The organism is Aureimonas psammosilenae (assembly GCF_009176975.1).
Classification (GTDB): Bacteria; Pseudomonadota; Alphaproteobacteria; order Rhizobiales; family Rhizobiaceae; genus Plantimonas; species Plantimonas psammosilenae.
In genome coordinates, this window is the sequence record NZ_WEZG01000011.1 from 13,996 (window position 1) to 26,421 (window position 12,426).

Sequence of the window (12,426 nt, forward strand, 5' to 3'; positions counted from 1 at the left end):
GCCGGTTCAGGCCGCCTTTTTCAGCACCTCGTCGGCGAAGCGGGCGAGTTGCGTGGCGATGGTGGCCGAACCGTTCAGGCGCTTTTCCGGCGTCGGGTAGTCGCGGATCAGCACGATCGACTGGTCGGGCCGAATCTTCGCCTGGCTGCCCTGCTCCGAGATGTAGCGAACCAGGGCCGCCGGATTGGCGAAGTTCTTCTCGCGGAAGTGAATCACCACGCCCTTCGGCCCGGCATCGAGCTTCTCGATATTGGCTTTGCGGCAGAGCGACTTAATGAAGACGACCTTCAAAAGGTGCTGCACTTCTTCCGGCATCGGCCCGAAGCGGTCGATCAGTTCTGCGCCGAAGGCGTCGATCTCGCGCGCGTCGTTCAGCTCGGCCAAGCGCCGATAAAGCCCCATGCGAAGCTGGAGATCCGGAATATAGGCGTCCGGGATCATCACGGCGGTGCCGAGCGTGATCTGCGGCGACCATTGGCCGTCGCTCGCTTCCGGCTCGCCCTTCATCTCGGCGACCGCCTCCTCCAGCATCTGTTGATAAAGCTCGAACCCGACTTCCTTCACATGGCCGGTCTGTTCCTCGCCCAGAAGGTTGCCCGCGCCGCGCTGGTCGAGATCGTGGCTGGCGAGTTGGAAGCCGGCCCCGAGCGTATCGAGCGATTGCAGCACCTTCAGGCGACGGTCGGCACCCGCCGTCGGCGTCTTGTTGGCCGGAATGGTGAGAAGCGCATAGGCGCGCTGCTTGGAGCGGCCGACGCGGCCACGAAGCTGGTAGAGCTGGGCCAGACCGAACATATCGGCGCGGTGCACGATCATCGTGTTGGCGGTCGGGATGTCGAGGCCACTTTCCACGATGGTGGTGGACAGAAGCACGTCGTACTGGCCTTCGTAGAAGGCGTTCATAATGTCTTCCAGCTCGCCCGCTGCCATCTGACCGTGCGCGACGGCGACCTTCAGCTCCGGCACCTGCTCGTCGAGGAAATCCTTGATGCCGGCAAGATCGGCGAGACGAGGCGCGACATAGAAGCTCTGCCCGCCGCGATAGCGCTCGCGCAGCAGCGTTTCGCGCACCACCAATGCATCGAAGGGCGCGATGAAGGTGCGCACCGCCAGACGGTCCACCGGCGGCGTCGTGATGAGCGAGAGTTCGCGCACGCCCGTCATCGCAAGCTGCAAGGTGCGCGGGATCGGGGTCGCGGAAAGCGTCAGGACGTGGATGTCCGACTTCAGTTCCTTCAACCGTTCCTTGTGCTTCACTCCGAAATGCTGCTCTTCGTCGATGATGAGAAGGCCGAGGCGCTTGAAGTCCACCGCCTTGCCGAGAAGCGCGTGGGTGCCGACGACGATGTCCACCGTGCCGTCCGCGACGCCCTTCTTGGTGGCGCTGAGTTCCTTGGCGGTTACGAGGCGTGACGCTTGCGCGATCTTCAAGGGCAGGCCGTGGAAACGCTCGCAGAAGGTCTTGAAATGCTGGCGTGCGAGAAGTGTCGTCGGCACGACAACCGCGACCTGCAACCCGTTCATCGCCGCCACGAACGCGCCGCGAATGGCGACTTCCGTCTTGCCGAAGCCGACATCGCCGCAAACGAGCCGGTCCATCGGCCGCCCCGCGCCGAGATCGTCCACCACCTGATCGATCGCCGCCTGCTGCTCTTCCGTTTCCTCGTAGGGGAAGCGGGCGGCGAACTCGCCCCACAGGCCTTCCGGCGGCAGGAGTTTCGGCGCGCCGCGCATCTGGCGCTCGGCCGCGATGCGGATGAGGCCGCCCGCCATGTCGAGAAGGCGCTTCTTCAGCTTGGCCTTGCGGGCCTGCCAGGCGCCGCCGCCGAGCTTGTCGAGCATGGCTTCTGAGCCCTCGCCGCCATAGCGCGACAGAAGCTCGATATTTTCCACCGGCAGAAACAGCCGGTCGTCGCCCGCATAGTGCAGTTCCACGCAATCGTGCGGCGCGCCCGCCGCCTCGATCGTGCGGAGACCCACGAAGCGCGCGATGCCGTGATCGACATGGACGACGATGTCGCCCTGCGCGAGCCCCGTCACCTCCGAGATGAAGTCCGAGCCGCGCTTCTTGCGGCGCGAGCGCCGCACTAAGCGATCGCCGAGGATGTCCTGCTCGCCGATCACCACGAAGCGGTCGGTCTCGAAGCCGGACTCGATGCCGAGAACGGCGGTCGCCACCATGTTGCGCCCGGCTTCCAAAGCCTGCTTGAGGCTGCCGACCGGCTTGATGTTGCCGAGCCCGTGCTCCTCCACCACCTGCGTCAAACGCTCGCGCGAGCCCTCGCTCCAGGCGGCGAGGATCACCTGCCGTCCGCCTTCGCGAAGGCGCGCGATATGGTCCACGGCGCGCTCGAAGACGTTGACATCCTCGGCCGCGCGTTCGGCGGCGAAGTTGCGCCCCCGCTGGATATCGAGATTGACGACGCGCTGGCCGGTGGCATCCGTCAGCGCGTAGGCCGACAGGCGGATCGGATCGACGATAGCGAGCGCGCCGGCGATCTCCTCTTCCGAAACGTAAAGCTCGCCCGGATCAACCGGGTTGTAGGGCACGGCATCCGCAGTTCCCTCGCCCGCGCCGCGCTTTCGCGCCTCGTAATGATCTTCGATCGTCTTGCGCCGTTCGCCGACCGCCTCGACGCTGAGGTGGTCCAGCACCATCGACCACCCGGCCGTATAATCGAAGAGGGTGTCGAGCTTCTCGTAGAAGAAGGGCAGCCAGTGCTCCAGACCGGCGAAGCGCCGCCCTTCGCTAATGGAGGCATAAAGGCCGTCGTTGCGCAGGGGCGCGCCGAAGCGCTTGATGTAGTTGGAACGGAACCGGCTGATCGTTTCCTCCGTCAACGTCACTTCGCTGACCGGCGCGAGTTCGAACTCCTTGCGCTGCGCCGTGGTGCGTTGGCTCGCGGGATCGAAGGCGCGGATCGTTTCCAGCGTGTCGCCGAAGAAGTCGAGGCGCACCGGCTCCTCGTCGCCCGGCGCGAAAAGGTCGAGAATGCCGCCACGCACCGCGAATTCGCCGCGCTCGCGCACCGTCGCCACGCGCTCGAACCCGCCTCGGCCGAGCACCTTCACGATCGTATCCATCGAGATGCGGCCGCCCGCCTTGGCCGAGATCGTCTCCGCCGCAAGCGTCGCGGCCGGCGGCATCTTCTGGATCAAAGCGTTGGCTGTGGTGAGGATCACCGCGCGATGCGGGTTCTCGCGAAGGCTCCCGATCGCCGTCATCGCGGAAAGACGCAGGGCGGCGGCTTCGCTCGACGGCCCGACCCGGTCGTAAGGCAGGCAGTCCCATGCCGGCAGCGTGACCACGGGGAGTTCCGGCGCGACAAAGCGCAGGGCGTCCTCGAACTCGGCGATGCGGTTGCCGTTGCGCATGACATAGACGAGCGGGGCCTTGGCCGCGCGCGCGCGGGCGATCTCGGCGATCAGGAACGGCTCGTAGCCATCCACCACATTGCCGATGGACAAGCCGTCGCGCGAGGAAAGCGCCTTTTTCAGATCGTCCGCCTTCGTCACGACAGCGTCACCCCGCCGGCCGCGTAGAAATTCTTGATCCTCGTGAAAACCGGCGTGTCGTAGTTGTCCGGCGTTTCCGCCTCGCCCGTCAGCCATTTGAAGAGGTCGCGGTCGGGCGCTTCCATCAGCAGCTCGTAGTCGTCCATCTCCGCACCGGACAGCCGATCGATCTCGGCATCCGCGAAGCGTCCGAGCACGAGATCCATCTCGCGCGTGCCCCGATGCCACGAACGGAAAAGCGCCTTGCGGCGACGGGGATCGAGATCGATGGAGGAACGGCTGGTGCCGGTCATAAGCGAGCCTCTAAGGGAACGTGCCGCATATATAGGGGCCGTTCCGGTCTGTCAGCCATCCCGCCCTTGTGCGCGTGGATGCAGCCGCTAAACAGGGCCCGTCATGCGGCCATCCGTTCTCGATCCCCTTTTCGCCGGCCTGACGACGCTGGACGGCGTCGGCCCCAAGCTCGCGGCCTTGTTCCGCACGCTCCTGCTTCCAGCCGGTTCGGATGCCGCCTTGCGCATTCGCGACCTTCTTTTCCACCTGCCGACCGGCCTCGTGGACCGGCGGCGGCGCGAAGAGATCGTAGATGCGCCGGACGGCGCGCTCGTCACGCTGTCCTTGAGAATCGACCGCCATATCGAGCCCGAGCGCGGCGCGGGCGCCAAGCCCTATCGCGTCTACGGCCATGACGAGACGGGCGAAATCGCGCTCGTTTATTTCCGCGCGCAGCCGCAATGGATGGAAAGGCTCCTGCCCATCGGCGAAACCATGCTCGTTTCGGGTCGGGTGGAACGCTTCAACGGCCGCCCGCAGATGGTGCATCCGGATCTCGTGGTCGCCCTCGCCGATGCCGACAAGGTGCCGCTGGTCGAGCCGATCTACCCGATGACGGCGGGGCTTTCGCCCAAGATTCTGCGCAAGTCCATCGCCGCCAGCCTGTCGCATTTGCCCTCGCTCGGCGAATGGATCGAGCCGAGCGTCCTGTCCCGCCAGTCCTTCGCGCCTTTCGAGAATGCGCTTCGCAAGGCGCACGAGCCGGAAGACGGCGTCGATGTCGATCCGCGCGCGGCCCATCGCCGGCGTCTTGCCTATGACGAACTGCTGGCCGGTCAGCTCGCTCTGGCCGTTTCGCGCCGACGCATCAAGAAGGCGAAGGGCCATCCGCTGAAAGGCGATGGACGGATCACGGCGCGGGTACTTGCGGCCCTGCCCTTCCAACTGACTGAAGCCCAAAACGGAGCGATCGCCGAAATCCTTGCCGACATGGCGGAGGACGACCGGATGCTCCGCCTCCTCCAAGGCGATGTCGGCGCCGGCAAGACGGTCGTGGCGCTGATGGCCATGGCGACGGCGGCGGAAGCCAGCGCGCAGTCCGCGCTTCTGGCGCCGACCGAAATCCTCGCTCGTCAGCATTATCAAGGCCTCGCGCCCTTGTGCGAGAAAGCGGGTCTCCGAATCGTGCTCCTGACCGGCCGCGACAACGGCAAGGCGCGTGCGGCCAAGCTCTCCGCCATGGCCGAAGGCGAGGTGGATATCGTCGTCGGCACGCATGCGCTGTTTCAGGAAGGCGTCGAATATCGCGACCTCGGCCTTGTCGTCGTGGACGAGCAGCACCGTTTCGGCGTCCATCAACGTCTCAGCCTCACCCGGAAAGGCCGCTCCCCGGACCTTCTCGTGATGACGGCGACGCCCATTCCGCGAACGCTCGTTCTCGCCGCCTTCGGCGACATGGATGTCTCGCGCCTCCATGGCAAGCCGGCCGGGCGAAAGCCCATCGCCACCGTCGCCGTGCCCATCGAGCGCTATGGCGAGATCGTGGAGCGCGTCGGCAAGGCGATCGCGGATGGCGGCAAGGTCTACTGGGTCTGCCCGCTGGTGGAAGAGTCCGAGAAGAGCGACCTGATGGCCGCCGAAGAACGGCATCGCCAGCTTTCAGAAATCTTCGGCGACATCGTCGGCGTCGTCCACGGCCAGATGCCGGGCGATGAGAAGGATGCCGCCATGGCTGCCTTCAAGGAAGGGCGCACCCGCCTCATCGTCGCGACCATCGTGATCGAGGTCGGCGTCGACGTGCCGGACGCGACGATCATCGTGATCGAACATGCGGAGCGCTTCGGGCTGGCGCAGCTTCACCAGCTTCGCGGACGCGTCGGCCGGGGTTCGAAGCCGTCCTCCTGCGTCCTCCTTTACCGCTCGCCGCTCGGCGAAGTGGCCAAGGCGCGGCTCGCCGTGATGCGCGAAACCGAAGACGGCTTCCGCATCGCCGAGGAAGACCTGAAGCTGCGCGGCGAAGGCGATCTTCTGGGCACCAAACAGTCCGGTCTGCCGAGTTTCCGGCTGGCCAATCTCGACATCCATGGCGATCTGATGGAGATCGCGCGGGACGACGCCCGCCTCGTCATGGCGACCGACCCGGAACTGGAAGGCCCGCGCGGCGAGGCCTTGCGCACGCTCCTCTACCTCTTCGGCCGGGACGATGCCCTCCGCCTCCTGCGCGCAGGCTGACCCCTACTCGGCTGCCGCGCGCGTTTCCACGAGCTTGGACGCCTCGGCCTGGGTCAGCGTTCGCTCGCCTTCAGGCCCGACGATGCCGGCAGACACGATGAGCTTCATCGCGTCCTCGACGCGCATATCGAGAATCCGCACGTCTTCCTTCGGCACGTAGATCAGGAAGCCGGACGTCGGATTGGGCGTCGGCGGAAGGAACACGGCGATCATCTCGCGCCCGTGGAAGGCATCCGCGATCTCGCCCTTGGCCGTCGTCGCCACGAGCGCGATCGACCAAAGCCCCTTGCGCGGATATTCGATCAGCGCCGCCGTCTTGAACGACGAGGAATGGTCGGCGAAAACCGTCTCGAAAATTTGCTTCAGCGCCGTGTAGAGCGTGCGAACGAGCGGCATGCGCCCGACCAGCCGCTCGCCCCAGCCGACGACGGTGCGCCCCACGAGATTGGCGGTCAGGAAGCCGACCAGCGTGATGAGAAACAGCGCCACCAGGAGACCGAAGCCCGGCACGCTGACGGCCAGATAGTTGTCGGGATTGTAGCGATCCGGGATATAAGGGGTGACCCAACTATCCACCCAGTTCATGAAGGCGAGCGTCAGCCAGATCGTGATCGCCAACGGCGCGCAGATCACGAAGCCCGTCAGGAAATAGGTTCGAAGCTTCACCATCATGGCGGCGCGGTCTCCTTCGCCGCGCCACGCTATCAGGCTCCATGCGGCGGCGCGACAAAAGCTTTCGCGACGCCGTATGAACTATTCCACAGTCACGGATTTCGCGAGATTACGCGGCTGGTCCACATCCGTGCCCATGTGAACGGCTGTGTGATAGGCCAGCAACTGAAGCGGCACCGCATAGGCGATGGGCGTCAGAATTTCCGGCATATCCGGCATGACGAGCGTCGCGACGGTGTCCACCGGGGCGGCCCTCGCCCCGGTCTCGTCCGTGAGGAGAATGATCCGCCCGCCGCGCGCCGCGACTTCCTGCATGTTCGAGACCGTCTTCTCGAAAACGGCGTCGTGCGGTGCGATCACGATCACCGGCATGGTCTCGTCGATCAGCGCGATCGGCCCGTGCTTCAGCTCGCCGGCGGCGTAGCCCTCGGCATGGATGTAGCTGATCTCCTTCAGCTTCAGCGCGCCTTCGAGCGCCAGGGGATAGGACGAGCCGCGCCCGAGAAAGAGCGCGTGCCGATGGCCGGCCATTTCTTTGGCGAGCTTCTCGATCTCGCCTTCAAGCTTGAAGGCCTCGGCCACCATGCGCGGCGCTTCCGACAAGGCGCGCGTCAGTTCAAGCTCGCCCTCGGGCGAAATCACGCCGCGCTGCACGCCGGCCGCGACGGAAAGCGCGGCGAGCGCGGTCAATTGGCAGGTGAAGGCCTTGGTGGAGGCGACGCCGATTTCCGGCCCGGCCAGGGTCGGCAGCACAACATCCGCCTCGCGCGCCATTGTGGATTCGGGAACGTTGACGATCGCGGCGGTTCGGATGCCTTCCGATTTGGCGTAGCGCAGCGAAGCCAAAGTGTCCGCCGTTTCGCCCGACTGCGAAACGAAGAGCGCGAGATCGACGTCGCCAAGCGGGCTTTCTCGATAACGAAACTCCGAAGCGACATCGAGATCGCAGGCGATGCGCGCATGGCGCTCGAAGAAGTAGCGGCCGGTCAGGCCCGCATAGAAGCCGGTGCCGCAGGCCGAGATCGCCATGCGGCCGACATTCGTGAAATCGAGGCCCTTATCGGCCGTCATGCGCGCCCGCCCGGTGGTCATGTCAACGAAGGAACCGAGCGTGTGGCCGATCACCTCGGTCTGCTCGAAGATCTCCTTCTGCATGAAGTGGCGATAATTGCCCTTGTCGACATAGAAGGCCTTGCCGACCGTGCGGCGCAGGGGGCGCTCCACCGGTTCGCCGGCCGCATCGAAAATCTCCGCGTCGTCGTGGTTCATCACCACCCAGTCGCCGTCCTCGAGATAGCGGATCTCGTCCGTGAAAGGCGACATGGCGATGGCGTCGGAGCCGAGAAACATCTCGCCGCGCCCCTGCCCGACCGCCAGCGGCACACCCTTGCGCGCGCCGATCAGAAGGCTTTCCTCGCCTTTGAACAGGAAGCCCAGCGCGAAGGCGCCTTCGAGCCGCTTGAGGCAGTTGTGAACCGCCTGCCTTGGTGCGACGCCACGGTCGAGTTCGCGTGTCACGAACACGGCGACGGCTTCCGTGTCGGTCTCGCTATGGAAGGTGTAGCCGTCGGCGACGAGTTCGGCCTTCAGCTCGCGAAAATTCTCGATGATGCCGTTATGCACGACGGCAAGGCGGGGCGTCGCGTGCGGGTGAGCGTTCGGCACGGTAGGGGCGCCATGCGTCGCCCAGCGCGTGTGGCCGATGCCGATCGTGCCGCCGAGCGGTTCTTCCCGGACGAGCCGTTCGAGATTGACGAGCTTGCCGACGGCCCGGCGGCGGTCGAGCCCGACATACGACAGTGTCGCGATCCCGGCGGAATCGTAGCCACGATATTCGAGGCGCTTCAGCGACTCCACCAAACGCTCCGCAACGGGCGTTCCGCTGACGATACCGATGATGCCGCACATGATCGTCTGACCCTTGTTTCCAACGACCTTCAGGGCCGTCGCGCGAAGACCCGTCCAGCCAAGTTCGCTTGCCGGCTGATACCCGATATCAAGCGGGTTTGGAGGACTTTTGCGCCTTCATCGCGGCGGTACGGGCGCGGATTTCGACCGCGCGCCCTTCCTTCACCACCTGTCGGCTCCGTGCGATGGCGAGCGCATCGGCTGGAACGTCTTCGGTGATCACGCTGCCCGATCCGATGAAGGCACCATCCGCTACCGAGACCGGCGCGACGAGAGCGGTATCCGATCCGACGAAGACATTGGCGCCGATATCGGTGAACCACTTGTTCAAACCGTCGTAATTGCAGGTGATCGTGCCCGCGCCGACATTGGTGTTCGAGCCGATCCGCGCATCGCCGATATAGGAAAGGTGATTGACCTTCGCCCCCGCCTCGATGCGGGCGTTCTTGGTTTCGCAGAAATTGCCGACCTTGGCGCCTTCACCGAGATCCGTTCCCGGCCGAAGCCGGGCATAGGGGCCGACGGAAGTGCCTCTCGCGAGTTTCGCCCCCTCCAGATGGCTGAAGGCATGGATCGCCACGCCGTCGGCGACCACAACGCCCAGCCCGAAGACGACGTTCGGCTCCACCACGACGTCAAGGCCGAGCGCGGTGTCGAAGCTGAAGAACACCGTTTCGGGCGCGATCAGCGTGGCGCCAGCCAGCATCGCCTCGCGGCGTTTACGATCCTGCCAGATGGCCTCGACCGCGGCGAGTTCGACGCGGTTGTTGACGCCGAGCACTTCCTCGGCTCCCGCCTCGATCGCCTTCACCACCCCGCCCCGTTCGCGTGCGATGGCGACGATGTCGGTGAGGTAATATTCGCCCTTGGCGTTGTTGTTGCCGACGGCATCCAGCAGCGACAAGACCGTTTCACCGCGAACGGCCATGATGCCTGCATTGCAGAAGCCGATCTTCTTTTCGTCCGCCGACGCGTCTTTTTCCTCGCGAATGGCGATCACGTCGCCCTCGCGTTCGATCAAACGGCCGTAGCCGGTCGGATCGGCCGTCCGGAAGCCGACGACGCAGATATCGGCGCCTTCCGCCAGAACCGCGCGAGCGGCTTCCAGCGTTTGCGACCGCACGAGCGGCGTGTCGCCGAAGAGTATCAGGAGATCGTCGAAGCCCGGCTCGATGCTGGCCCGTGCGGCGAGAACGGCGTGGGCCGTTCCCAGGCGCTCGGCCTGCACATGAACGGTGGACTGAGGCGCGACGGCGCGCGCAGCCTTCTCGACCGCTTCGGCATCACGACCGGTCACGAGCGCAACGGCGTCGGTGCCGGCCGCCTTCGCCGCCAGCACCGCATGGGCGACCATCGGCAAGCCCGCCACTTCGTGCAGCACCTTGGCGCGGCTGGACTTCATGCGCGTTCCCTCGCCGGCCGCGAGAATCACCGAAAGGCAGGTTCTTGGCATTCGTCGTCCCAAGTGGCATTCGCGGCGATCCGGCCCTGCGCGAAGGAAAAGCCGGCCGGCATCTCTTCGATGTTTAAGCGAGTATGGTTAACCGATCTTCTGCAGCGCCGGAAAGGTTTCCAGAAGCCAGAAGGACATGCGCTGCATTCCACCTGTCAGAAACAGGATTCCGGTGACGACCAGAAGCCCGCCCATCGCCTTCTCGACCTTGCCGAGATGCCGACGCAGCTTGCTGGCCGAAGACAGAAACGCCCCCGAAAAGAGGGCCGCCAGAACGAAGGGGATGCCGAGCCCGAGCGAATAAAAAGCCAGCATCGTCGCGCCCTCGCCGACCGTATCCCGCGCCCCGGCCAGACCGAGGATGGCGCCGAGCACCGGGCCGATACAGGGCGTCCATCCGAAAGCGAAGGCGAGCCCCATCAGATAAGCGCCCAGAAAGCTGCCGGGTTTGTCAGGCGAACGAAAGCGCCGCTCGGTGGAAAGAGCGCCGATGCGGAAAACGCCGAGGAAGTTGAGGCCCATGACGATGATCGCCAAGCCGGCGACGATTCCGAGCCACGAGAGGTTCTCGCGGAGCAGCCGCCCGACCGAACTCGCGCCGGCTCCGAGCGCGACGAAAACCGTCGAGAAGCCGAGAACGAAGAGGAGAGCGCTCGCCACGACCCGCCCCTGCCGTCTCGCTCCGGCAACGCTCCCCCCGCCACGCAGGTCTTCCACCGACACCCCGGCCATGTAGCAGAGATACGGGGGCACGAGGGGCAGAACGCAGGGCGAAAGAAACGACAAGCCGCCGGCGACGACGGCCGCGAGATAGCTGACGTCGTTCACGGAAGGCGAGCCCCACATGGACCCCGAGAAATATGGATTAAGCGACGTTGGTTCATGGCCAGTGCTATAGCCGGTCGCAATGGTTGCGGCAAAAGCGCAAACCGGCCCTCGGAAGCAGTTGACCGAGGAAGGGCCTCTTTCTATGGTCCGCCCCGACGCGAATCCCCATCGGGCCCGCAGTCGAGCGCGTAGCTCAGTTGGTAGAGCAACGGACTTTTAATCTGTAGGTCCTGGGTTCGAGTCCCAGCGCGCTCACCAATCCGTCAGCCAATCATTGCGTCCTAGTTGCCCGGCGAGAAGCTGTTTTCGCACGGACGTTTTTGATTCTTCCTACTGCGATCCAACGTCCTCCTGCCCGGTCGCTTGGATGCGTCCGGGCAGCAGGAAGTGTTCTCTACGGCCGCTCCTCAAGACTCAGCGTGACGCCCGACGCGCGACAGCGTCCGGAGATCGAAGCCGTCACCAGCGATGGTGGACGTGCGGTGCGATTTGGCTTTGGTAGATCTCGCGGACGCGATCCATCACTTCCGGACGCAACGGCGCGAGACCGCTCGCGGCGGCGTTGGCTTTCGCTTGAGCTTCCGATTTCGCGCCGGGAATCACAACCGAAACCGCCTCCTCCATCAAAATCCAGCGCAAGGCCATCTGCGCCATGGTCGCGCCTTCGGGCACCAGCGGGCGAAGCTCTTCCACCGCTGCCAGCGCGACGTCGTAGGGCACGCCGGCGAAAGTCTCGCCGACATCGAAGGCCTCGCCGTGGCGGTTGAAGGCGCGGTGATCGTCCGCCGCGAAGGGGGTGTCGGCCTTCAGCTTGCCGGTCAACATGCCGCTGGCGAGCGGCACCCGCACGATGACGGCGACGCCGCGCCGCTTGGCTTCGAGGAAAAACAATTCGGCCGGACGCTGCCGAAAGGCGTTGTAGATGATCTGGACGGAGGCGACGTTCGGATACTCGATCGCCTTCAGCCCTTCTTCCGCCTTCTCGACGGAAACGCCGTAATGGCGAAGCTTGCCGGACGCCACGAGTTCGTCCAAGGCCCCGAACACTTCCGGACGATAGAAGACTTCCGTCGGCGGACAGTGCAGTTGCACGAGATCGAGTGTCTCCACACCGAGATTGGTAAGGCTGCGATCGATGAACGCGCCGAGATTGGCCGCCGTGTAACCGTCGGCGACATGCGGGGAAAGCCGGCGGCCGGCCTTCGTCGCGACCTTGACGTCGCGGTCGCCCCGCTCGCGCAGAACGTCACGCACGATGCGCTCGGAGCGCCCGTCGCCATAGACGTCGGCGGTGTCGATGAAGGTCATGCCTTCGTCCAGGGCGGCGTGCAGAGCCCCCTTCGCTTCGCTTTCGTCGACATTTCCCCACGAGCCGCCGATGGCCCAGGCGCCGAAGCCGATCTCCGAAACCGACCAGCCCGTGCGTCCGAAGGGACGGTTCGATATGCTCATGATGCTTCTCCCTGCCGATGATGCGAACCGTGATTTCGAAGGCCGATCCGGGGTTGGTCGGGAAATCACGGAGTCGGCCCGAGAGGACTGTC

At 65.1% G+C, this 12,426-nt stretch carries 8 protein-coding genes and 1 tRNA gene; 2 read left to right on the forward strand and 7 right to left on the reverse strand.

All coding sequences use genetic code 11. From position 1 onward, the window contains the following. Positions 1–6: 6 nt before the first annotated feature. Entirely contained in the window at positions 7–3,375 is a 3,369-nt protein-coding gene (mfd, locus tag F9929_RS17425; RefSeq protein ID WP_152047967.1) for a transcription-repair coupling factor, read from the reverse strand. Between the two features lie 137 nt (positions 3,376–3,512). Further along, positions 3,513–3,809 carry an FAD assembly factor SdhE gene (locus F9929_RS17430; RefSeq protein ID WP_152047831.1) on the reverse strand — a complete coding sequence of 99 codons (297 nt, stop codon included), beginning with the start codon at positions 3,807–3,809 and terminating at the stop codon, positions 3,513–3,515. Between the two features lie 103 nt (positions 3,810–3,912). Between F9929_RS17430 and recG the strand changes: the two genes are divergently transcribed. Continuing rightward, positions 3,913–6,021, forward strand: coding sequence for an ATP-dependent DNA helicase RecG (gene recG / locus F9929_RS17435; protein ID WP_152047832.1), 2,109 nt, complete (start codon positions 3,913–3,915; stop codon positions 6,019–6,021). Positions 6,022–6,024: 3 nt separating this feature from the next. On the opposite strand, the gene F9929_RS17440 is transcribed toward recG, so the two are convergent. The 4 genes from F9929_RS17440 to F9929_RS17455 form a co-directional block, all read right to left on the reverse strand. Next, positions 6,025–6,690, reverse strand: a complete 666-nt coding sequence (locus F9929_RS17440; protein WP_152047968.1) for a DUF502 domain-containing protein — start codon at positions 6,688–6,690, stop codon at positions 6,025–6,027. 84 nt (positions 6,691–6,774) lie between these two features. Next, on the reverse strand, positions 6,775–8,601 hold the full coding sequence (gene glmS / locus F9929_RS17445) for a glutamine--fructose-6-phosphate transaminase (isomerizing) (RefSeq protein ID WP_152047833.1): 1,827 nt from the start codon (positions 8,599–8,601) through the stop codon (positions 6,775–6,777). Positions 8,602–8,689: 88 nt separating this feature from the next. Continuing rightward, complete coding sequence (glmU, locus tag F9929_RS17450; RefSeq protein WP_152047834.1) at positions 8,690–10,054, reverse strand: bifunctional UDP-N-acetylglucosamine diphosphorylase/glucosamine-1-phosphate N-acetyltransferase GlmU; 1,365 nt, start codon at positions 10,052–10,054, stop codon at positions 8,690–8,692. A gap of 87 nt (positions 10,055–10,141) precedes the next feature. Further along, on the reverse strand, positions 10,142–10,882 hold the full coding sequence (locus F9929_RS17455) for a cytochrome c biogenesis CcdA family protein (protein WP_193227816.1): 741 nt from the start codon (positions 10,880–10,882) through the stop codon (positions 10,142–10,144). A gap of 182 nt (positions 10,883–11,064) precedes the next feature. On the opposite strand from F9929_RS17455, the gene F9929_RS17460 reads away from it, so the two are divergent. Next, positions 11,065–11,140 (forward strand) — tRNA-Lys (locus F9929_RS17460). A 201-nt stretch (positions 11,141–11,341) separates the two neighbouring features. Here the strand turns inward: F9929_RS17460 and F9929_RS17465 are convergent. After that, positions 11,342–12,328 (reverse strand): aldo/keto reductase, encoded by a 987-nt coding sequence (locus tag F9929_RS17465; RefSeq protein ID WP_210251358.1) that lies wholly within the window; start codon positions 12,326–12,328, stop codon positions 11,342–11,344. Positions 12,329–12,426 lie beyond the last annotated feature (98 nt).